General features: G+C 60.1%; 21 protein-coding genes and 1 pseudogene. 12 read left to right on the top strand and 10 right to left on the bottom strand.

Annotated features, from left to right (window positions below; all coding sequences use genetic code 11):
- Positions 1-34: 34 nt before the first annotated feature.
- The 4 genes from FJ471_RS09275 to FJ471_RS09260 are packed head-to-tail and all read right to left on the bottom strand — an operon-like array spanning position 35 to position 7165.
- Positions 35-1588, bottom strand: coding sequence for an AMP-binding protein (locus tag FJ471_RS09275; protein WP_181179276.1), 1554 nt, complete (start codon positions 1586-1588; stop codon positions 35-37).
- Complete coding sequence (gene asnB, locus FJ471_RS09270; protein ID WP_140802874.1) at positions 1585-3606, bottom strand: asparagine synthase (glutamine-hydrolyzing); 2022 nt, start codon at positions 3604-3606, stop codon at positions 1585-1587. The genes FJ471_RS09275 and asnB overlap by 4 nt, the downstream gene beginning before the upstream one ends.
- 5 nt (positions 3607-3611) lie before the next feature.
- A complete protein-coding gene (nadE, locus tag FJ471_RS09265) occupies positions 3612-4595 on the bottom strand; it encodes an NAD(+) synthase (protein WP_140802873.1) in 984 nt (327 codons plus the stop codon).
- Positions 4592-7165 carry an AMP-binding protein gene (locus FJ471_RS09260; RefSeq protein ID WP_348643325.1) on the bottom strand — a complete coding sequence of 858 codons (2574 nt, stop codon included), beginning with the start codon at positions 7163-7165 and terminating at the stop codon, positions 4592-4594. The genes nadE and FJ471_RS09260 overlap by 4 nt, the downstream gene beginning before the upstream one ends.
- Before the next feature lie 307 nt (positions 7166-7472).
- Between FJ471_RS09260 and FJ471_RS09255 the strand changes: the two genes are divergently transcribed.
- The 5 genes from FJ471_RS09255 to FJ471_RS09230 all read left to right on the top strand — a co-directional run bounded on the left by FJ471_RS09255 (position 7473) and on the right by FJ471_RS09230 (position 11621).
- Positions 7473-8492 carry an NAD-dependent epimerase gene (locus tag FJ471_RS09255; RefSeq protein ID WP_140802871.1) on the top strand — a complete coding sequence of 340 codons (1020 nt, stop codon included), beginning with the start codon at positions 7473-7475 and terminating at the stop codon, positions 8490-8492.
- A gap of 227 nt (positions 8493-8719) precedes the next feature.
- Complete coding sequence (locus FJ471_RS09250) at positions 8720-9226, top strand: ferritin-like domain-containing protein (protein ID WP_140802870.1); 507 nt, start codon at positions 8720-8722, stop codon at positions 9224-9226.
- A 121-nt stretch (positions 9227-9347) separates the two neighbouring features.
- Entirely contained in the window at positions 9348-9527 is a 180-nt protein-coding gene (locus tag FJ471_RS09245) for a hypothetical protein (RefSeq protein WP_140802869.1), read from the top strand.
- A gap of 338 nt (positions 9528-9865) precedes the next feature.
- Positions 9866-10432, top strand: coding sequence for a sigma-70 family RNA polymerase sigma factor (locus tag FJ471_RS09240; RefSeq protein ID WP_140802896.1), 567 nt, complete (start codon positions 9866-9868; stop codon positions 10430-10432).
- 271 nt (positions 10433-10703) lie between these two features.
- Positions 10704-11621, top strand: a complete 918-nt coding sequence (locus tag FJ471_RS09230; RefSeq protein ID WP_140802867.1) for a hypothetical protein — start codon at positions 10704-10706, stop codon at positions 11619-11621.
- Positions 11622-11676: 55 nt separating this feature from the next.
- Here FJ471_RS09230 and FJ471_RS09225 read toward each other — a convergent pair whose 3' ends face one another.
- Both FJ471_RS09225 and FJ471_RS09220 read right to left on the bottom strand, forming a co-directional pair.
- On the bottom strand, positions 11677-12735 hold the full coding sequence (locus tag FJ471_RS09225) for an HWE histidine kinase domain-containing protein (protein ID WP_140802866.1): 1059 nt from the start codon (positions 12733-12735) through the stop codon (positions 11677-11679).
- Entirely contained in the window at positions 12735-13478 is a 744-nt protein-coding gene (locus FJ471_RS09220) for a Crp/Fnr family transcriptional regulator (RefSeq protein ID WP_181179274.1), read from the bottom strand. The genes FJ471_RS09225 and FJ471_RS09220 overlap by 1 nt, the downstream gene beginning before the upstream one ends.
- Positions 13479-13586: 108 nt before the next feature.
- Here FJ471_RS09220 and FJ471_RS09215 point away from each other — a divergent pair, with 108 nt between their 5' ends.
- Positions 13587-13967, top strand: coding sequence for a response regulator (locus FJ471_RS09215; protein ID WP_140802865.1), 381 nt, complete (start codon positions 13587-13589; stop codon positions 13965-13967).
- Between the two features lie 27 nt (positions 13968-13994).
- Here FJ471_RS09215 and FJ471_RS09210 read toward each other — a convergent pair whose 3' ends face one another.
- Positions 13995-14213, bottom strand: coding sequence for a hypothetical protein (locus FJ471_RS09210; protein WP_140802864.1), 219 nt, complete (start codon positions 14211-14213; stop codon positions 13995-13997).
- 369 nt (positions 14214-14582) lie between these two features.
- Here FJ471_RS09210 and FJ471_RS09205 point away from each other — a divergent pair, with 369 nt between their 5' ends.
- The 6 genes and pseudogenes from FJ471_RS09205 (at position 14583) to FJ471_RS09180 (ending at position 18472) form a co-directional block, all read left to right on the top strand.
- Positions 14583-14783: a hypothetical protein gene (locus FJ471_RS09205; RefSeq protein ID WP_140802863.1), complete on the top strand. Its 201-nt coding sequence runs from the start codon at positions 14583-14585 to the stop codon at positions 14781-14783.
- Positions 14784-15642: 859 nt separating this feature from the next.
- Entirely contained in the window at positions 15643-16056 is a 414-nt protein-coding gene (locus FJ471_RS09200) for a hypothetical protein (protein WP_210242009.1), read from the top strand.
- 37 nt (positions 16057-16093) lie between these two features.
- Complete coding sequence (locus FJ471_RS09195) at positions 16094-16276, top strand: hypothetical protein (RefSeq protein ID WP_140802862.1); 183 nt, start codon at positions 16094-16096, stop codon at positions 16274-16276.
- 143 nt (positions 16277-16419) lie between these two features.
- A complete protein-coding gene (locus FJ471_RS09190; RefSeq protein ID WP_181179272.1) occupies positions 16420-16746 on the top strand; it encodes a hypothetical protein in 327 nt (108 codons plus the stop codon).
- A 706-nt stretch (positions 16747-17452) separates the two neighbouring features.
- A pseudogene (locus FJ471_RS09185) lies at positions 17453-17741 on the top strand (hypothetical protein).
- Positions 17742-17812: 71 nt separating this feature from the next.
- Positions 17813-18472, top strand: a complete 660-nt coding sequence (locus FJ471_RS09180) for a DUF6766 family protein (RefSeq protein WP_140802860.1) — start codon at positions 17813-17815, stop codon at positions 18470-18472.
- Positions 18473-18767: 295 nt separating this feature from the next.
- On the opposite strand, the gene FJ471_RS09175 is transcribed toward FJ471_RS09180, so the two are convergent.
- From FJ471_RS09175 to FJ471_RS09165, 3 genes are all read right to left on the bottom strand, one after another.
- Positions 18768-19052, bottom strand: a complete 285-nt coding sequence (locus FJ471_RS09175) for a DUF982 domain-containing protein (protein ID WP_224667336.1) — start codon at positions 19050-19052, stop codon at positions 18768-18770.
- Between the two features lie 185 nt (positions 19053-19237).
- Complete coding sequence (locus FJ471_RS09170; protein WP_140802859.1) at positions 19238-21544, bottom strand: FdhF/YdeP family oxidoreductase; 2307 nt, start codon at positions 21542-21544, stop codon at positions 19238-19240.
- A gap of 128 nt (positions 21545-21672) precedes the next feature.
- The gene (locus tag FJ471_RS09165; protein ID WP_140802858.1) at positions 21673-21897 is read right to left on the bottom strand and encodes a hypothetical protein; all 225 of its coding nucleotides are present in this window, start codon (positions 21895-21897) and stop codon (positions 21673-21675) included.
- Between the last annotated feature and the right edge of the window lie 699 nt (positions 21898-22596).

The raw sequence follows: 22596 nt of genomic DNA, 5'->3' as shown, positions 1-22596 counted from the left end.
AAGACCAAATACGGTCGCGCCATCCAACAGGGCGCTATGACAGAGCCACCTTCTTGAGTTTCCCTGTGTCCGTCCTCGGCAGGCTGGGCACAATGACGATAGACTTCGGGACCATGAAGTTTTCCAGCCGCTTCTGGCATTCCATCTGAAGCTGCCGCTCGCCGACAATCCGGCCTTGCTCGATCACGACGAACGCCTTCACCGCCTGGCCAAGAAGCTCGTCGGGGACACCGACCACCGCGGCCTCCTTGACGCCGGAGATGTTCACCAGCACGTTTTCGACTTCCTTCGGCGCGACCTTCTCGCCCCGGGATTTTATGATCTCATCGGCGCGCCCGATGAAATAGAGATAGCCGTCGGCGTCCATTCGGCAGTAGTCTCCAGTGTAAAGCACCTGCTCGCCCGGCAAGGGGCCGGGCTTGAGCTTCCTGGCGGTCGCTTCCGGCTTGCCCCAGTAGCCCTTCATCACCGTCGCACCCCGGATGACAAGCTGTCCGACCGTCCCGGGCTCGACCCGATGGTCGTTGTCGTCGACGATCCACATCTCGGTGTTGGGGATTGCGATACCGACGCTCAGAGGTTTTCGCGCGAGCTCTTCCGGCGGCAGATAGGTGCAGCGCTTGCACTCGGTGAGCCCGTACATCGAATAGATGCGGGCGCCGGCAAACAGCTCCTGGAGCATGGTGATGTGCTTGAGCGGCAAGGCGGCGGCGGTGTTGGTGACATAACGGATGTTCGAGAAGTCGTGATTCTTCAGCGACCTGAGTTCCGCCAGCGAGGCGAAGATCGTGGGCACCCCGGGAAAACCTGTGATCCTCTCGTCCTTGATGACCTGAAGGATCTGCGCCGGGAAGGCGAAGGAGCGTTCGAGAACCAGCCGAGCGCCGGTGCGGAACGCCATCAGCATCTGGTAGAGGCCGTAGTCGAAGGCGAGGGGCAGGACGTTGAGAATGACCTCGTCCTCGCGAAGCTCCAGATATGACGCTATCGAGGTGCATGCCGTCGTCATGTTGCGATGCGTCAACATCACGCCTTTGGGTTCGCCTGTGGACCCGGACGTATAGATAATGGCGGCAAGATCGATGTCGATCGATTTGCGTGCCGGCGCAGCGGGCTCTTTCACGGCGGCCGTTTCCCAGCGCATCGCGTGCGGCAGCCGGCTGAGCTCGTCGTCCTCGATCGGTCCCGACACGATCACCTTGCGCAGCGAACCGCAGTTGTGCACCGGTCCATCGAACACCGATCGCAGATGCTGGTCGGTGATCAGTGCCGCCGGCCGGCAATCATTGAGCAGGTAGTCGAGCTTCCCGCTTTTGGTGAGCGGATTGACGACGCACACGACGGCATTTGCCTTCAGCACCGCCCAGAAGCTGACGACTGTCTCCATCGTGTTGTCGGCGAAGATCATCACGCGGTCGCCGCGCCGCACGCCGGCGGTCTCCAGACGCCGCGCAATTCCATTCGAGCGCTCATCGATTTCGGCATAGGTGAACCGTTGCCTGTTGCAGACCAATGCCACCTTGTCGCCAAGCCGGCCGGCGGAATGGGTCAAATAATCATGCAGGAGCGGTACGGCATCGTGGATCATGCTGGCATCTTTTCCCGATGCTCGTAGTCGACGTCGATCTTGAGATCCGGGTTCGTCACGCCGGCTGGGCGGGTCGCGACAAACTGCTGGTGGAGAAGCTGCGTCGACAGCACGCCCACCAAAGCCATATTGTCGGAGTTCGACATATCGCCGTCACCAGTTCTGGCCTGGCACTTCCCGACCAGGCGGGCCACCGATTGGGGGTCGAAGACACCGGCTGCACGCAACGCCCTCTCGGACAATGCTTCACGAATGTACGCAGGCGCGTCGGTGGCGAAGAAGCTCAGCGCATTCGGTGCCCGGTAGGGCTGCTTCTTTCGGGCGACGACCTCAGGCGGCAGGATCGGCGCCGCGGCGCGCTTCAGCACGTGCTTCTCGTCGAGGCCGCGCAGCTTGTAGGCATCCGGAAGCGCATTCGCCAAGCTGACGACGTTGTCGTCGAGGAAGGGAAAGCGGCCCTCGATTGAGTGAGCCATCAGCATCCTGTCGCCCTGCGAAGAGAGCAGATAGCTCGACATCAGCGTCCGGATCTCCAGATACTGGTCCTGGGCGAGCGGACTCCAGCGCGGAAATTCGACCGGTAGCGTCGAGATCAGTTCGCTCACCGCATCGCGGCGTTCGGAAGCGGCCCGCATCTCAGGGCAGAACAGGCGCTTGATGGCGCTGGTCGTGCGCCAGCGCGTGTCATGCGCAAAACCGGCTGCGGCGTGGGCCTCCATATTGCGGCCGAAGAATTGCCGGGCCAATGCCTGCTGACGAACCGGTGAGCGTGATAGATACGGATAGAGCCGTTCCAGCAGTCGGGCGCGTTTTGTCGAAGCTGGCTGGCGTCCCCAGAAGCGGCGTACTTTGCCCTCGCGGAACAGGTCATAACCAGCAAACATCTCGTCAGCGCCTTCGCCGGTCAGCACGACTTTGATGCCGCGTTCCCGCACGAGCCTCGACAGCAGATAGAGTGGTGCCGGCGCGGTTCTGAGGATCGGCCGCTCGGTGTGGCGGATCACCTGGGGAAAGACCGCCGCTATATCGCTGCGGGAAACAACTATTTCGTGGTGCTCGCTGCCCGTCATGTCCGCGACGAGCCGCTGGAATTCGGTCTCGTCATATTCGGCATCGGCAAAACGCAGCGAGAAGGTCTGGAAACGCTCGCCGGCGAAGCGCCGTCCGAGCGTGGCGACCAGCGAACTATCCAGTCCGCCCGACAGATAACAGCCAACCGGCACATCGGCCTGCAAAATTCGCAATGCCGTTGCGGCTTCGAGAGCCAGCCGCACCTCCTCGACCGCCTCGTCCAAAGAGCCGCTAAATCGGCCCTGGCCGCGACCGGGGCCTTCCGGGAAGCGCGGTCGCCAAAATGGATATTCTCGCGCCATACCCTTGTCGTAGATGCGCACATGTCCGGGCGGGAGTTCCCGAATGCCATGGAACACGTTCTGCGGAGCGACGGCCGCCCACATGGTGAAGGTCCCATCGATGCCAGCCGGATCGAACGCGCGCGGGATCGCTGCCTCGGCCGCGAAAATGGCTTTGACTTCGCTCGCAAAGAACAGGCGGCCGCCATGCTCGCAAAAATGCAGCGGGCAAATGCCGTAGCGATCGCGCGACAACACCAGCCGGCCGGCGGCCGGGTCCCATATCGCCAGCGCCCATTGACCGTTCATACGCTCGAAGGCTGCCTGACCCCACTCCCGATAGGCGTGCAGGATGACTTCAGTGTCGCTGCGTGTGCGGAACCGATGGCCGAGGGCGAACAGCCTGTCGCGCAGTTCAAGATAGTTGAAAATCTCGCCATTGAAGACGATCCACGCCAGACCGTCGCAGTCGGCGAGGGGCTGCTGCCCGTGCCGAAGATCGACGACCGACAAGCGGGCATGCGCCAGCCCGGCGCGTCTGTCGCGGTAGAGTCCCCGTTCGTCGGGACCGCGATGGGCAACCGCGCCAGCCATGCGCAACAATGCTTCGCGCGAAGGCGGTTCGGCGGTGGCGTTCAGCGCCAGTATTCCGGCGATCCCGCACATCGGCCTCAGTCCACATCCATCGGCACGGACGGCAAGGGCCGGGCATGCAGATATCGCGCCGCCCGGCGCTTCGCCTCGATGTCCTTGAAGATCTTCTCGACCTGGCCGCCGGTGAGGTCCGTAGCGGCTGCGACCTCGTCGGCACATAACCCATGGTTGACGCCGTAGAGACATAGATCCGTCAGCTGGTAAGGCAGCGCGAAGTAGAATTCCTCCTGGCTTTGGGCCATGGAGAATGTGTCGGTGGTCGGCGGCCTACGGCGGATTTCTTCGTCCACCCCGAGATGTTCAGCCAGCTGGTAGACCTGTGTTTTGTAGAGGTGCACGATCGGCATGACGTCGGCGATGCCGTCGCCCTGCTTGACGAAGAAACCCTGGTCGTATTCGAGCCGGTTCGGCGTTCCGGCAACGGCGTAGCCGAGGCGGTCCGCATGATAATATTCGGTCATCTTGCGGATGCGCTGCTTGTAATTGGTCGCCGCGACGATCTGCAGATAGGCCGCCAGGGGCAGCCGAACCGTGTTGACCTCGCCCTCCGGGTTCTGAACCGTAAGGCGGGTGATGTTAAGGCCTTGGCTCTCCAGAACCGAGGTCAGCACTAGCTTGCATTTCCATCCTTCATCATAATCGGGAACGACGGAGCGGATGGCCTCGATCTGTCGGCGATACGCGCCTATGGCATCAAGCGCGGGGGCTATATCTTCAACCAGAGTATCGATGCCGAGCTGGGCTGCGATGACACGTCCAAGCCTCAGCGAGTCGCCGGAGGAATCCCGTTCCGGCATGAATACCCCCAGCACCTTGTCCCTGCCGAAGGCGCGCACGCACAAGCATGCGACGACGGAACTGTCGATGCCCCCCGACAATCCGACCACCACCCCGCGCCGCCGTAGCATGACCAGAACCTGCTCGCGCGTCGATGAGACGATGCGGTCCGCCTCCGCGCCGGCGTCCAATGCCAGTACTTCCTTGGTGAATCCCGAGATCACGTCGACTGGCCCTCCAACTGCAGAGTTTCGGCCGTCGTATATGTTTGCAAAACGGCCTTCTCGATCAGCGGACGGTTGGTCGCGACGTGGGGCTCCACGACCAGATCGATGTGTGTGCCGACGATCGGAACCACTTTCAGCTCACCAAACACCCGATCCCACCCGATGGCGCGGGACATATCCGGGCGGGCGCAGCGAAAAAGGGTTCCTTGGATCGGAAGCGCGGTCTTGGGCTTCACCAGCCAGCGGAAAAACGCCTGCGCCCGCAATACTTCCTGCAGCTCCAGCTTGATCCTGAAACACGCCCCATTGAACTGGCCTTCGGTGTACCGGTCGATGGCGAGCGCGAGGCGTCTTTCGTAGCCCAATCCGACCGCGATCTTCGCCAGGGCACGGCAGGCTACGCGATGGAACGAGATGCGGTTGGACCGCAGCCGGCGCACCGTACGGGTGACCGTGTCCCACAGGCGGCTTCGCTCGCCCTCAAGGCTTGTGTCGAGGATGCCGACGAACTTGACCGACCGTCCGGCCCCCAGCAGACGGACCGCGACCTCCAAGGCGACCGCCCCGCCGAGCGAGTGGCCCAGAAGCCTGACATGTCCCGACGGCTGAGCGCGGCTGACTTGCTGGAACGCGGCGTCCGCCATGCTCGCGAGGTCATTCTGTCCGGCGAGGATGAATGCAAGGCCAGGGTACCTGATTGGAACCACTTTTGCGGTTTTTCCCATGGCGGAAGCAAAGGCGGCAAGACTTGGACCGTAGCCGACGGAGCCGGGAAACAGGAAAAGCAGCGGCGGATTGTGCTCGGGGGCGACTTTGCCAGACGAAGCCGCCTGCGCTGCGACGACAGCCCTCACCATCTCGCCTGCGCTCATCCCGACCGTGAAGCTCTCAAGCCCAAGTTCCTGGCCGGTGAGATTCTCGATCTCCATCACGCAATGCAGTAACTTCAGCGAGTCTCCACCAGCCTCATCCCACCTGCCCACGGCTGCGCGCGTGTTGAGGACCTTGATCCATGCCTTGCCCACCACCTGACTTACTGCCGGATCGAAACCGGGATTTGGCGGATCGGCGGCGGTGGCCGGCCTCCTGGCAAGGAAGTCCATCTTTGCAAGCTTGGCCAGGTCGATCTTTCCGCCACTAAGGCGGGGGATATCACTCACGCGATGGAGCCGCAGCGGCCGCAACGGTTGAGGCAGCGTGTTTGCAATCAACTGGCGCAGGTCACCGACAAAGCTCTGGTTCGCGCCTTCGCTTGGAACGGCGAATGCGACAAGTTCGGTCGCCTCCGTCACGATTGCCACAGCGTCCTGAACCGATGGGGCGGATCGCAGCACCATTTCAAGCTCGGCCGGCTCAATACGTCGCCCGTTGATCTTTATCTGCCGCCCCTTACGGCCAATGATCCTCAGCAGACCATCACCGTCCAACCGCACGAGATCACCGGTCGGAAAAATCCGCTCGCGCGCGTTGTCGGAATCCGGATCGACAGGGATGACGGCGCCGTTTTCCCAGTGCCCGAGGAGGACATAAGGGCTCTTGATCACGAGTTCCCCCGTCTCACCGGGCGGAACGACGTGTCCCTCTTCGTTCACGATCGAGAATGCGATCCCGGGCAAAAGGCGGCCAACCGGCACGTCGGGCTCAGTGTTCGGCGGCTCCGGCGGCAGGAACCACTGCGATCCTGTCGTTTCTGTCGACGAATAGCCTATCTGGACGAGGCAATGCGGCGGGACGGCTTTGCGCAGAAGAGCGATGTCGGTCCAAAGCACTTTCTCGCCCCCCACACGGACAATTCTGAGCGAGCTGAACGTATCGGCAGCCACATCTGCCATCAGAGTTCGAAGCAAGGCCGGCACGAGATAGGTGACGGTCACGCCCTGGTCTTTCATCCTCGCGCGAACGCCGCGCAGGCCTACCGCTTCCAACTCAACAAGCTGCAGGGTGGCGCCGTTGAGAAGGGCCGTCAGAATCTCTCGGCAGCCCGCTATCGTGGCCAGCCCAGCCAGGGGAAGAAAAACGTCGTCCGAATTGACGTGACACGCCTCGACATATTGTTTCACGCGCCACAGCAAGCTGCGTTGGCTGTTGACGATGCCCTTGGGGCGGCCGGTGCTGCCTGAGGTATAGAGAATGATCGCCGGCTCATCGACGGAGGGCCGCGGAAGGAGCGTTGCCAACATGTCTCGCGCGGCGGCCGAATTCGCCCCCATGTCGATCCATTGGAGGTCTTGGGCCAGATCGGGCGGAGGGTCTCCCATGCCCAGCATTGTCCCGAGCTTGGCCGCCGACACGATCTCCTTGACGCGAGGGGTGGGATCCCTCGCGTTAAGCGGAATTGAAACCCGTCCGGCTGCTATCGTCGCGAGCATGGCAACGATGCCCCAGACGGAGGATGGTTGCCAGATTCCTACCGGCTTCCCTTCGGGGACGGCGGTTGCAACCCGGCGGGATAGAATCTCGACGGCGGCGCCGAGCGCCGAATAGGAGAGTTCGTCCGCGCCATCATTGATGGCGATCTTGTACGGATGTTGGCTTACGACGGCTTGCAGCCGCGGGCCGATCCCCATATCCGCAAACCCAGCCGGCAAAGGCGGATATGGCCGCAGGACGGGTCCGCCCCGGTCCAGGGCATAATCAGACACCTCTGCCCATTCGGGCGGCCCCGGCGGAAGAGGAGCCCCATCAAGATCCTGGTCCGCTGCTGGTGCCGTCACATATGCCGGGAGCATGGCTTGCCTGAGCTAAAGATGAAGTTCGGTTATGGCTCCGCCCAAGAGACGTTTCATCGATCATTCTGATGATGCTTCCGAGGATAAAGGGAGGCGAGGGTGGAAATGGTGTGAATCTGGTCACAGCTAACGTTAGGGACACGTCGTGACGCCAAACAGGCCTGTTCTTGTCACCGGGGCAGCCGGTTTCATCGGTTTTCATCTATGCCGGAGACTGCTTTCCGACGGTTGGCAAGTTGCCGGTCTCGATTCCATGAATGAATACTACGACGTGAGCCTCAAGCGAGCCCGACTCGATCGGTTGGAGGAATTTCCGCATTTCCGGTTCGAGCATGTCGAACTCGCCGATCGTGAGCGCGTCTCGGTATTCTTTGCGTCGGTCGATCCGGAAATCGTCGTCAATCTCGCAGCCCAGGCCGGCGTCCGTCATTCGCTTACCAACCCCTACGCCTACGGCGAAAGCAATTTGAGCGGATTCCTCAATGTCCTGGAAGGATGCCGCCGCGCCTCAGTCGGCCACCTGGTCTATGCGTCCTCGAGCTCGATCTACGGCGGCAGCACGCGAATGCCGTTCTCCGTGCACGATTCCGCCGATCACCCGCTCAGCCTCTATGCCGCCAGCAAGAAGGCCAACGAGCTGATGGCGCATGCCTACAGCCATCTGCTCGGACTGCCGACGACGGGATTGCGGTTCTTCACCGTCTATGGGCCATGGGGCCGACCGGATATGGCCTTATTCATCTTCACCAAGGCCATACTCGCGGGCGAGCCTATCGATGTCTTCAACCATGGCAACATGCAGCGTGATTTCACCTATATCGACGACATCATCGAGGGGGTAGTCCGCGTCATGCAGCTGCCTGCGACACCCAATAGGGACTGGAACAGCGCGACCCCTGACCCGGCGACGAGTAATGCGCCCTTCAGGATCCACAACATCGGCGGCAGCTCGCCGGTTGAGCTGAACCATTTGATCGAACTGCTCGAAGACGCGCTGGGCAAAAAGGCGAAACGCAACGGCATGCCGCTCCAGCCCGGTGACGTGCCTGCGACCTGCGCCGATGTCAGCTCACTTGAGCAAGCGACCGGCTTCAGGCCGAGAATTCCGATTGAGATCGGCGTCCGGCGTTTCGTGGAATGGTATCGGGAATTTTATCAAGTCTGATCGGGACTGCTTCGGTCCCGATGCAGTCCCAGTTGGCGACTCCGACCGAAAATACGCCCTCGCAATCATCCAACTTGGCAAGATCACAAGGAAGAATACGGGATTTGTCAGCGCTCGCGCCGTCTGGAGGTGAGGAACATTCAGGCTGTCCCGCGATTAGAGCCGCTTCCTGGCTCCTTGCAGCCCGGAAGTTCAGCAATTGCGAGGACAAGCGGAAGGCGAGCACCATGGGTTTTTTCTCGAAAGACATCAAGACGTTGGACGACCTATTCGTTCACGCACTCCAGGACATCTATTACGCGGAGCAGCAGATTCTAAAGGCGCTGCCAAAGATGATCGAGAAGGCTTCAGACGGCAATTTGAAGGCTGGGTTCGAGAAGCATCTTCGCGAAACGGAAGGCCATGTCGCGCGGGTCGAAGAGGTCTTCGAGATGCACGGCCAGAAGATTAAAGCGATCGATTGCCCTGCGATCGACGGCATTCTCGAGGAGGCTGACGATGTCAGCGCCGATGTCGACGACAAGGAAGTCCTCGACGCTGCGTTGATCGCGTCGGCTCAAGCCGTCGAGCACTATGAAATGACTAGATATGGAACGCTGATAGCGTGGGCCAAGCAACTCGGGCGAGACGACTGCGCCGCTGTCCTGGCCGAAAACCTCAAGGAAGAGAAAGCGGCCGACGACAAGCTCTCGGAAATTGCCGAGCGTAGAGTCAATGCCATGGCGGCGGAATGAAGGCCGGCTGGCTGCGTCTCCCAACCCTCCGAGGAATGCAGGAAGGGAACTTTTGCTTTGATTGCCGGTTGCGCCGGGTGTGTTAACATATGTTATGGGCAGGCCCGTGCGTCGATACAACATGATCCCGATCGAGACCCAAACAGCGGCTCCAAAGCGTTCAACGCTCGACGAAGAACTGCTTGCTGCGTTTGAGATCGTCGCAGACGAACCTGCCCCCGACCGGCTTTTTGAGTTGGCGCGGGAATTGGAAACAGCTGCTCGGATGGCGGCCAAAAAAGCCAACGGCAAGCTACACTGAAAGAGCCCCAATGCGGCCGCAGCGGCAGCCGTGTCAGATCCTGTCTGGCGGTGATGGGTCTTTAGTGTCAAAGCTTGAGTTCGATGCTGCAGGAAAACTGCTTGCCGAGCTCACACTGGAATGGATGCGTAGCGGCGGCACTATGCCTCGGCACGTGCTGGCGAGCGGCGTGATCCTGCCTCCCAAAGCGAAGATCGATCGCTAAAAAATGACAGCGCTCGAAATCTTTGACGACGGCTGGACGTCTATTGAAGCTGTAACAGGAACCTACCTGTTCGCGGCGCATTAGCTTTGGTCATCCAATCCAAGCTATCCTCCAGGAGGCGTTTTTGCGGACGATGAATTCCGGCTCGTCAGCCCTCCAAAGGGAGGCGACGATCGTCGATCTGATCCCGGCCTTGAGAGCTTTTGCGCGCACCTTCTGTAGAGACAAGACCGACGCGGACGATCTCGTGCAGGAAACTCTGCTCAAGGGCATAGCGCATATCGATCAGTTCGAACCCGGAACGCGGATGAAGTCGTGGCTGTTCACGATCATGCGCAACACGTTCTATACAAAGCACAAGGTCTATATGCGCGAGGCGCCAGGAGCGATCGATTGCGCATCAGCCCATTCAATCAGCTATGGCGACCAGGAATGGCATATCCGTAGTCAGGAGGTTCACGCTGCTATCGGCAAATTGCCACCTCAACAGCGCGAGGTCTTGGTGCTGATCGCCATCATGGGCGTGAGTTATGAGGAAACAGCGAGCATCTGCGGTTGCGCTATCGGCACGATCAAAAGTCGATTGAACCGAGCCCGCCTGTCATTGATTGAAGATTTGGGTGAGACTTCTTCAGCCACCGCCGTGGACACCGCGCCCAATATCCCGGTGCTTTCCAGTTCGCCCTCCAGCCGGCGTTAAGTGCAAGAACGCATAACGTTTTTGTGGAACAGACGCTTCTGGGTCTATTGCCACGCCGTCCGTTGGCGCCCGAGCTCTCCGTTGAATTCAAAGACACGCCTAAGCCAACTCAGCGAACGGAACGAAAGCGAAATCCGGGAATTAGCTACAGGCATTCTCAACCCTGTCCGCAGGAGGAAAGAAATGGGACGAGGTATTCTGCTCTGGCTGCTTGGCGTTCCGATACCGATCATTATTCTTTTGATGCTTTTCGCGCGTTAGGAGCGGGCAAATGACGAACGCTTTTTCCGCAGTCGGCGAACCCGCGGCAATCGAAACAACGACTTCCGCCGTCAGCTGGGGGCCTATCGTGGCGGGCGCCTTCGCGGCGGCCACTTTGACCGTCATCCTCATGCTCGTCGGTTCAGGCCTTGGCCTGACGATGATGTCGCCATGGGGGAGTGCCTCGCTGACGACATTTGCGGTCTCGACGGCCATCTGGCTTGTCATCGTTCAGTGGCTGTCATCCGCGCTTGGCGGCTACATTGCCGGGCGGCTTCGCACCAAATGGGTCAACGTCCATACCGATGAGGTGTATTTCCGCGATACTGCGCATGGCTTCCTGGCCTGGGCCTTGGCCACCCTGCTGGTGGCCACTGTCCTTGGTTCGGCCATCTCCGGAATCGTCGGGACGGGCGCTAAGGCCACGACGGCCTTGCTGAGCGGCGCCGCCGCCGGTGCAACTGCGCAGGCCTCATCGGCGCCATCGCCATCCGCCAATGACTTGTCTGGCTACTTCGTCGACTCATTGTTCCGGCCGACCGACGCATCCGCTGCAACACCGCCCGCAGCTGGTACGTCTCAGAACAATGCCGATGCGGCTGGGCAGGCGACGCGTATACTGACAATCAGTGCGGCGAACGGCGAAATGAGCGCGGACGACAAGGCCTATCTCGTTCGTCTCGTGGCGTCGCGGACGAGCCTTCCACAAGCCGACGCACAGAAGCGGGTCGACGAAGTCTTGGCGCGGATCGATGATGCCAAGAACAAAGCCAAGGCGGCCGCCGACAAGGCGCGCAAGGTAAGTGCTACAACTGCACTGGTCGGAGCTTTGTCGCTGGTGATCGGCGCCTTCATCGCGGCGGTTGCGGCGGCGCTTGGCGGCAGGCAAAGGGACGAGGACGAGGCCCGCTTTTCGCGAGCCGGCTGAACTTTCTTAAGGGCGCCTCCGAGCGAAGCTATATGTTGCGCGAGCCTTTGCTATGCTAGCGGTTGATAATGGCCCAAAGCGGTATGGCAGCGGTGAAGCTTAGACCACTTGGGGCGGTCTGCAGATCCACGATTGCCCCAAGTTCGTAGGGCAAAGTCCGCTCCAGCACCTCGAAACCAAAGCCGTGGTGCTCGACCGGCTGCAAATCGGGCACGCCGTGCTCGGCCCAGATGAAGTGGAGCGTATCGTCTCCTAGGCGCCACTCGATCTCGATGCGGCCGGCGCGGCCGGAAAGCGCTCCGTATTTCAAAGCGTTTGTAGCAAGCTCGTGGACGACTAGCCCGAACGTCTCGGCCGCCTTGGGGGTCAGCGGCAGGGCAGGGCCGTTGATGGTCAGATTATCGCCTTCGCGGCCACCGGCGGCGCGCAACTCCTCCGCCACGATTGACGCCAGATTGATGTCGAGCGACGGGTGGCGCGTGACCGCCGCCTGCACGCGAGCAAAGGCATTGATGCGTCCTTCCAGATGCGCGGCGGCTTCTTCTAGGCTGTCGCTCTTTTCCATCGTGTGGCGCACGATGGAGCGGATCACCGCAAGCGTGTTGCGCGTGTGATGCTGCAACTCGGCGAACCTCGCCAGCTGACGCTTCAGGTCCGTAATGTCCTGGCCGATCCCCCCGATATGAGCGACCTTGCCTGCGTCGTCCAGCATGGGGAAATCGGCGTCGCGCAGCCAGCGTATCTCGCCATCCAGCGGCCGGCAGATGCGATATTCGAAGGTTGCGCGCTCGCCCTTGCGTATGCGCTCGATCGCGGCCTGCACATGCTCGCGATCTTCCGGCACGATCAGCTCCAGCCAGGTGGTGAAATTGTCGCCGGCCAACGCCTTTTCGCGGCTCATCCCGTAAATCGAGTCGAAGGCCGCCGTCAGATATTCCCATTGCAGCGTCCGGGCATTGCGGACCCACAGCACGTCCGATGCAGCGTCACCGAAGTCGCGCAGGCCCTCCTCGCTCTCGCGCAATCGGGTCTCGGCGCTTGCGCGGTGGCGAAGCGCCGCCTCTACCTCGCGCAGGCGGCGTTCCAGGCTTTCATTGGGAGGGCTCTTGGACATTACTCCTCATTGGCGTCGAGATGCGTGCCTTCATGGTCTAGGTGCAGATAATTGGCATTGAATAGCGCGACGCTCTGCAGGGCCTTCAGGTTCGGAATGGTCAATGTCCGGTCCTTCAGCACAATGAGGTTCGAGGCGCGCAATTCCTGCAATGTGCGGTTTACGTGGACGGTGGACATGCCGAGCGTGTCGCCGAGTTCGGTTTGCGTCAGCGGAAACTCGCAACTGGAATCGCTGGTGCAGCCGGCGGCCTCGAGTCGGATGAACAATTCGCACAACAGATGCGCCATCCGCTCCAACGCATCGCGCTGACCGAGATTGACGGTCCATTCGCGCTGGATGGCGGCCGCCACAAGCGATTCCCACCACAGTGCCTGGGTGATGCGTGGATGGCCCATCATCATCTCGTCGAAGGCCGTGCGCGATATCTCCGAGATCACCACCGGCGTGACGGCGCCGATCGAATGATCCATCTCTTTCAGGATGAACACGTTGAGATCGCAAAGATCGCCGGGCAGGAAGAACGCAATGATCTGTCGGCGGCCGTCTTCCAGTGTCTTATAGCGGCAGGCCCAGCCTTCGTTGATCAGGTTGATGTACTCCGGCTTCTCGCCTTCATGGATGATGTCCTCGCGCGCGCTGAAGCGGCGAACGCGCTGGCCTCCGATCTTGGCAAGCATGTTCTTGTCGGCTTGCGAAAGCCGCGTGAATTTCTCGAGCTTGCGAATCAGAGGTCGCCTCATCCTTGTCCTCTTGCCCGGTGATACACACAAAGGTCCGGCCGCAACCTTACCTATGTTAATGTCGCCCGTTGCGGGACGCTTCGAATGGCAGCCTTCGCGAGGCATGCCATGGACGAGAAGGTCGCGGGCGCTCGTGTTCTGATCGTGGAAGACGAGTACTTTCTGGCGAATGATATCACGCAAGCGCTGACGGCGCTTGGGCTTACGGCCGTAGGGCCGGTGGGGAACAGGACATCGGCCTTGCAGACTATCGTCGAAGCGGGCATCGAAGCCGCCGTGGTCGATATCTATGTCGAGGCCGGTGCCGACTTTGCGGTGGCCGATGAACTGGTGATGCACAACATTCCGTTCGTCTTTGCCACAGGCTACGGTGCGAAGACGATCCCGACGCGCTTCGCCGGCATCGCCATCTTTGAAAAACCCTACGATACGAACGAGCTAGCGCGCCACCCCCTGGACGCGTCAGCTCTTGTCGGCGCCTTCACATGAGTGAAGGATTTCCTGGCTGTCTGTCTGTCAGAGGCATTTCAGGTCGAAGCTGACGGCATGGCCGTGCCTGACGGCCGACCTTGCAATCATGTTGCTCAATTGCGGGCCTTCGACCGAGCAATCCGGCATGACGGTCATCAGGGCCTTGGTGGCTGCGGCGACCGATACCGGCGAGCGTTTCGTGGAACGCGTTTCCATATAGTGATCGATGAGTTCGTTCAGTCGTACAGGATGATATTTGATCACGCCGCAACCTCCCTAAGCCGCGCCTTTTTGGTCTTGCAAGGGATGATTGCGCTAAGTTTCGCGGCCATGCATTAACCCATGAGATGCAAGGCTAAGATTCTTTTCACGATAGGTGCCGACCTTGACCGGTGAGGAGAAAGGGCCCGCCACGCCTGGGGGTAGAGTTAGGCGGGCCCTCCGGCTCTTTTGGTTGCCACCGTTTCTTAAGCCAGGGGGGAGATTTATAGAAAGCCGAACAGAGTCGCTTTAACCTGCGTTATTGTCGGGACTCCTCACAAGGCGCAGATGTCTTCGTGCCACCGGTGAACCGGCTGAAAGGGCACCTGGGATCGCGCTGAAGCGCTCAATCGAACGACAAGAAGAACAAAAATGATCTCCGCCCCCAACCCCTATGATTTCGCCGACATCAAGTCCGTCGCGCGTCAGCCGCTGCAATCCGACCCCGCTTTGTCGGTCGAGGATATCGTGCGGTCGCTCCACGAAGATCTGCACGAGGGCGAAACGTGTCCGCCGGCTTTGATCGAGGCCGTCAAGAAGGTTTTGAGCGACACGCCGCGTGGAGATGGATAGCCAATGGCGGCTCTCGATGCGTCGCCATTGAGCGACGAAGCGATTGCCTCATATTCCTTCGCGTCCACTGGCTTCGCCACGCCTACGCGGCGTGATTGGCAACCAGTCAATTTGTGCGCCAGTGCGAGATGGATACCGACCAAACCGTCGAGGCGCTGAGACATCGCCTTGAAAAGGCGGAAGCTCTCCCGGGGGAAGCAGAGGAGCGCCTGCGACGCGCACTGGAGGCTGGCCGGACGGAGTACTGGGATGGGACGCGGCGACCGATCCGGCCCGACGCTCCAATTCCCTCGCCGAACTCGATGGGCTCAATCCGGGCGAGACCTGGCACAGCGCAGCGGAAAGCTTTGTCCTCCTCATCCAGACGACCGCGACCGGCACGTGAAATGGTGGACGCGGCGCGCAAGAGCCGCACGGGGTGCCATACCGAAGTTCGCATCATCAGTCCGGGGACGACGAGATTCGCTGGATAAAAGAGCGCGCCGCCCCGACCCGCGACCCAGTCACCGGTGACTTCCGGATCATCGGTTTTACATGGGACATTACCGAGACGAAACGCGCCGAGATCAGCCTCAGTGCTGGCGAAGACCCGGAAGGCGTTCCTGCTGAAATTAAGCGACGCGCTGCGCCCGTTGGGCGCCGGCGCGCCCGAGGGCGGAAAACGGCAAGCCGCGCCGGCGCGGTTTCGGCAGCGAGTTGATCGAAGGCCGCATTCCTTAAGAGCTCGGCGGCGAGGGCAGCTTTTCCGATCGGCGCCGGTGGGGCCAACTGCCATCTGGAATTCCCCCTCAAGGAAGGGGCAAGCATATTGGAGACAGACGCGCCGCAGCGCGCCACGGTGTTTGGAGGAGCACTGGATATGACCGGAGAACCTGACCTTAGCGGCCGCGTCGTGCTGGTCGTGGAAGACGAATATTACATCGCCACCGACGCGTCGCGGGCCTTGCAGGGCGCCGGCGCCGAAGTCTTCGGTCCGTTCCCCTCGGAAGAAGCGGCGCGAGCCGAAATCGCGGTCCGCCGCCCGGATGCAGCGGTGCTGGATATCAATCTGGGCTCTGGCCCATTGTTCAAGCTGGCCGACACCCCTTTCCGACCTCGGCGTCGCTTTCGTCTTCATCACCGGCTACGATCAGGAGATAGTGCCGGAACGATTCAGCCATATCGAGCGGCTGCAAAAGCCGGTGCAACTTCGGCAGATTGTTGGCGCGATTGCGAAAGTGCTGCCAGAGCGGGAATAAATCCACCGCACCTGCCACATCCCTTGGAACGTTAACATATGTGAATCGTTTACCGCCTAAAGGGGCGGTTCGATGGAAAATGGCCATAGCCCGCAATTGGACGATTACGTCCGCCAACTCGTGGAAACGACTGGCATCACGAAAGCCGAGGCGCTGGAGTTGATCTATTTGCTCGGCCTCAATTGGGCTTCCCTCGTCAGAGAGGCCAAGGCCATCAAGGCCACGACGGCGACTAGCCCGGGATCGCAGATCTAGGTTTGCGGGCGGTGGCGCGTCAGCTGCCTACCGTTACGCATCGCAAGAGCCCTGATGAATGCCACGGCGCCGACGTCACAGCCATGCCTGGATGGTCCGTTGGAATAATGATCGCCATGGCCTGCTTTAGAGTGAGGTCGTATTTGTCGGCGAACGTCTGGGGATCATACGCATCCTTCCAATCGCCAATCGGTTTCATCGTCCGCGCCTATCTGTTGCGGCTACATCAACGTGGCCCGGCTCGGAAAGTTCAACGTCATGCTCAATTGACCGAAGCGGATGCAGGTCGTTTGCCTGCCTCCGATCCAGGGCCGCCGGACCTAACGGCCGACGGAAACCACGACCTTCAGGTGGCGCAGCCATCTTTTGTTGTTGATGCGATCCTCTATTGCGTTGAGGATGTCGGCAAAAACATGCCGAGGAAGCTCCAAGCCTTCGATCGTTCCTTTTTGGTACTGCCGATTTTCTAGCGATTATATATTTGACAAACGGGTAATGCGATAACGAATCCAAAGAGTTATCTATACGTTAATTCTATCCCGCACCTACTTCCACGACTAAGCCGCCGAAGGACGACGAGCCGAAGAAAGGCGTGAAAAACGCTAGCCGTTAACAGGTGTTAGGGCGGCGGAATTATCAAATGATAATTGCGGGCAAAGGAGCGTCGCGCTCTCGCGCCAACCTCTCAATGAGGCGGCGCTGGCGGGCGATCAACGCCTCGCCTTCGCGGACGTAGCGCTGTGCCATTTCCAGTAGGTTTCGTCGGCGCGCCCGTTGAGTATCGCGTTATCGCCGCCTAGTCTCGTTAACTTTGTTGGCCAGATCCCTCTCGGTCGTTGCCCCGGCTTTGAAGGCAGCAATGAGGACCGTTCCTAACCATTCCCGTTCCGCAGTGTCGGCGTCGGCTGGGAGGAGCTTTTTCAATACCCGCGCAAGCATGGCCATATCATCAGGGCCGATGAACTCCTTGGGCGGTATATGCATGGCACACTCCGGAACCGCAGCGGCCCAGCCTGCTTATAAGGTGACACAGGATTTGCGGGCCGGGCCTATCCAGCGGCTTGCACCCCTGGATACCTTATTGCTGCATCCGCTCTGCGGCATTTCCTTAACAAATGATATGCGGGCTGGAACCGTCATAGCCCTGTTGCATGAAAGCCACTCGATCATCCGGGTTTGTCAAATGTCGCCGATTTTCTATCCCGGCCGCCGGGTTTTTACGGGTCGTGGCCGCAATGGTTGCCTGTACGGCCCTGGTCCTTTCAGCCTGACCGATACGGTGACCTAAGCGCTATCCGTTGTCGCAATCGCCATCACGGGAGTCGTGCTCCTTCAGGGCTATCGCGAGACTGCCGCCATCCATGCGAAGCTTGATGAAATCATCGTTGGACTGGAGGAGACCAGGAATGATGGCATCGGACTTGAGCATGCCGACCCGAAAGAGATTAAAGTTGAAATTGGATGAGTTGGAAAGGGAGGCGGGGGCCACCGACGCTTGAAGCGCGGGCCGGGGCGAAGACCAAGGAGATACCGACAATGCGTTTCTTTCGGAACAACGGCCTGCTCATCGTTGTCTTCTCAATCTTCCTGGCATGTTTGATAGGTCAGGCCGTGTCGGGCTATTTCGCCGACCAGCAAGACAGAACGATGCATGGCCTGGCAAGCCAGTCCTTTACGTCCTTTCTCGGCTCGGGCGAGTTTCTGGAGAGCGTTTTCGAGAATTGGGAGAGCGAGTTCCTGGAGAAATGGGCCTATGTTTTTCTCACCGCCTATCTGGTGCAGCGCGGTTCGGCCGAGTCCAAGGACCCGGATGCGGATTCGCCGGAAGACAAGAATCTCGCCGATCATCGCGCAGACCCGAATGCACCTTGGCCGGTAAGGCGTGGCGGAGCCATTCTTTGGCTCTATTCACATTCGCTAGGCACCGCGCTCTTCCTGATTTTTGTCGCTACATTCGTGTTCCATCTTTGGCAAAGCACACGTCACGCCGCGGAGCAGGCTGCTCAGCACCACCAGCCGGCGGAGACCATTCTGGCGCATCTCATTTCAGGGCAGTTTTGGTTCGAAAGCTTCCAGAACTGGCAAAGCGAATTTCTGTCGACGGGAGTCCTTGTATTGCTGGCAATTTGGCTGAGAGAGCGCGGCTCTCCGGAAAGCAAGCCCGTACACGCGCCGAATGCGAAGACTGGCCACTGACATCTTAGTCCGCTATTTGCCGGACTCGTCCGGTTGCCTGTGGAACATCCGGCTTGCCCCGCTGTTCGGCATCATGGACGGTCTGCGCTCGCGTCGCAACCAAAGTGATCTGAAATCTTCTCCAAGCCCGCCGACGCGCGGAGCGTCTGATCGGCGAAACCGGCTCGGCCATCGCCGGGAGCCACATTTGCTGCGGCAGTCCCGACTGTTGCTGGATCGGATCGGGTGACACTAGCCTTTGTCCGCCTTGGCACACTGCACAAGGCGCTCGGCAAGGAGCCCGCAGGAAATAGCGTCAAGCCTTGTCGCCTAGGAAAATCCTTGCATCCTTTGCGGCGGCGACAAAGGCCTCACGCGCCACCCGGGGCGGCTTGCCGTCCCGCAAAACCGACAAACATGCCTTAATTGCATGATGTCGCGCGCTGGACTCCGGCTTCGGCCAAGTGTGCAGAAGCACCTCGGCTGCGTCCAGCACGCTGACCACAACCCGATCACGATCGACCCGGCCTGGCTGCACGATAACCGGTTTGCGAAAACGTTTGGTGCGTTCCGAACGCATGATCGCTTTGCCGCTGACCATTTCGCCCAACAGAAGCGCTCAATTGCCGTCTCCATCAACAACCTATGTTAAGGCGGCGCCGTCGAACGTGTAGCAAAATTACTGGGCCTTTGTGCCCTCACTTAGGCCCGGCCCGGCCTGCGTTCCTGTATCTCGGGCAAACTCGCAGGCCGGGCGTCGTGCGTCAGTCATTTCACCAGCCAGCCTCAGCCAGGCGTCACGATGCGGACCGGCACCGACTTTGCTGCCGGCACATGTGCCTTTTCGGCTCGGTGCCATAGTGGAATAAGCGGATTGAGCTCAGGGTAATAACCTGCGCAATCTCCGCACGGAATTGGGTAGGGCGTCACGCGCAGCCCGCGGACACGGCGCTCGACGCCGTCGTCTGCGGCGGATTCCAGATCGATCTCCTCGCCGTCTTGCAGTCCTAGCCGCTCGATATCGTGCGCGTTCATGAGCAGCACCATCCGCGTTCCATTGATGCCGCGCAGCCGGTCACGATAGCCGTAGATCGTAGTGTTGAACTGATCGTTCGAGCGAACGGTAATCAATGTCAGCACGTCCGATCGCGAAACATTGATATCGGGATCCGTCTCCAGCATCGTCGGCGGTTTGAAGTTCGCCTTCTTGTTCGGCGTCTGCCACACTCGCTTCGAGGCCTTGATGTCGCGATGAAATCCGCCCGGCATCAGGAAGCGTTTGTTGAAATCCTTGAAATGGTCGGGGAAGCAGCGCTCGATCTCGTCGCGCACGCGCGCATAGTCTGCCACCCATTCATCCCACGGAATTGAGCTTCTCCCCGCGACCGTCGCCTTTGCAAGCTCGGCAACTATGCGCGGCTCGGAGAGCAGGTTGGCGCCCGCCGGCGGACGATAGCCAAAGGAACCATGGATGCAGGCGGTGGAATCCTCCATCGAGACATGCTGCTCTCCAGCAGCCTGCAAATCTTTTTCGATCCGTGAGAGGCAGGGCAGCAGATAGGTGACGGCTCCCGGTATCAGGTGACTGCGGTTCAGCTTCGTGGCGATCTGGACATGCAATCTCAGATGCCGCCAAGCGTCTTCGACAAGACCGGTCTCGGGAACGGCGCGCACGAAATTTCCGCCCAGCCCGATGAAGGCCTTGACCGAGCCGTCGATCACGCCTTCGCATGTCTCGACGGTGTCGCGGCCTTTCTCGCGCGGCGGATCGAACTGGTAGAATTCGGCGAATTTGTCGAGCGGCACCAGCTCGGGTTTTTCGGAGATGCCGACGGTGCGTTGGCCCTGGACATTGGAATGGCCGCGAAGCGGAGACACGCCGGCGCCCGGTTTGCCGATATTGCCGCGCATCAGCAGCAGGTTGCAAAGCATATGGACGTTCTCCGTCCCGTGCCGGTGCTGTGTCAGGCCCATGCCGTAATTGCCGATGACCGCCGACGCTTTGCTGTAAACGTCCGCCACATGCTCGAGATCGGCGCGCGCGATGCCCGAGCGCGCTTCGATCTTTTCCCAAGATGTGCGCCGCAGATAGGCTTCGAACTCATCGAAACCGTGCGTGTGTTCCTCTATGAAGGCCGTGTCGAGAACGCGCTGTGCGCCGGCCTTCTTCGCCGCGTCATCGAGCGCCAGAACGGCTTTCGCAATGCCGGTCATGGCGGCGATGTCGCCGCCGCCGCGGATCTGGAAGAAATCGCTGGACATCCTAGTGCCGGCGCCCGGCGATAGCATCTCGACCGGACTCTGCGGATTTTTGAAGCGCTTCAGGCCGCGCTCCGGCAATGGGTTGAAAGTGATGACGGGTATGCCGCGCTGGCGCGCCTCCTCGATCGGGTGAAGCAATCGTGGCGCGCTCACGCCGGTGTTGTGGCCGAAGAAGAACATCAGGTCGCAATGGCTGAAGTCCTCCAATTGCACGGTTCCGACCGGCGAGCCGATGGACTCGGGCAGGCCGACCGAGGTGGACTCGTGGCACATGTTGGAGGAGTCTGGCAGATTGCCCGAGCCGTAGATTCGCGCGAACAGCTGATACATGAACGACGCCTCGAGCGAGGCGCGGCCCGAGGTGTAGAACACCACCGATTTCGGATCGAGCTTCCGGAGTTCTTCGCCTATATCGCGGAACGCGGCTTCCCACGACACCGGCTCGTATTTGTCGGTGACCTCGTTGTAGCGCATTGGCTCAATCAGCCGGCCCTGTTTTTCGAGATCATGATCGGGCCAGTCGAGCAACTCGTTCACGGGATGGGCCGCGAAGAACTCCGGACCGCAGCGCCGTTTCGTCTGGTCCCAGATCGTGGCCTTGGCGCCGTTCTCGCAGAATTCGAAAGGACGCGGCTGGGCAGGCTTTGCCCAGGAGCAGGAGACACACATATAGCCGTCGGCCTTGTTCTGCTTGAGCAGCGTGTTCCAAATGCCCGACATCAGCAGGCCTTCGCCGCGCGCTTTGCGGATCAATGATTTGAGGGATCCCCAGCCTCCGGTCGGGTGATCGTACTTGCGGATTTCAACATGGTCGGAGGTGGAGGGCTGCATGGCGGGGCTCGGTGGTTATCGCTTTAAGCCCCAACCTTTCCGGTGCCACTATGTTCCGGTTGAGAGATATCATCGGCCAGGTTGCCGCGTTCTTCCAATGGAACAGGGCAGGGCCGGTCAGCTAGGATTTATTCAACGCGCTCGATACGACCCTTATCAAGGCGAAAGACGCCGTTCTGGCCGCCTTGTTGTTCAAAGTCGGTTTGCAGTTCATCCCATGTGCCGAGATACCGGCCGCAGTCGGTGCACGTGATTTTCGTGGACGGAACGGCATTCGCCGGAATCCGCAGCCTTATTGTAAGGCAGTACGGGCATTCGAGCATGTGGTCGAGATATCTCGGGACTTCCGACATCGATTTTCTCCCTCAATATGGCGGGAGCATCAAAGTTGGCTACCAAACGTTCGCGTGCCATGCGAAGGCGAACGACGATAGAACGATGCGCATCTGCTGGTACGCATGCAATAACATGCGATAGTCCCTCGGAACAAACTCCGACTAGATGGTTTCGCCAGATCGAGGATTGTCCCATGACATCTGAGCGCCTCGTGATCTCGCGCAAAGGTGCTGTCCAGCGGTTGGGTTCGGGAGATCGGCATAACTGAGAAACAAGCGATTGAAGTCGGTATGCTGCCGGGTGCTCAATGTGGCCTCGCTCGTTCGCGAGGCGAAAGTGCTGCTGCGCTTACGCTGATATCACCGCCAGAATTCTGAACCTCAACCCAATTGCGACTTAGGTCGCATCTCGTAGCGTATTAGTCCGGCAGCTGAAACAATCTGACGCCAGTCTCATTTGATCCCGAGACCGGCGAGTAACGAGTCCCTTCATTGCCGGTCACGATTGCAAGCACCCGCTTCGCAGGTGGTGGCGGGTGCTTGTTTTTAAGAAAGTGCAGCCGCATGCATTCGGGGAATTGATTGCAAACCTCTTTTGCTATCCTTCTCCTAGCATGCGCAATCTGGGTCGTTTTCGTATTCGCCAGTGAACCGATCTGGCCGCAGCACCATCTGGGAAAGATGGTGATCCTGTTGCCACCAGATGCCACCACCACG

Source organism: Mesorhizobium sp. B2-7-1, from assembly GCF_006440735.1.
Taxonomy (GTDB): Bacteria; Pseudomonadota; Alphaproteobacteria; order Rhizobiales; family Rhizobiaceae; genus Mesorhizobium.
The sequence above is the reverse complement of the archived record's forward strand: the minus strand, read 5'-3'. Positions and strand labels throughout refer to the sequence as shown.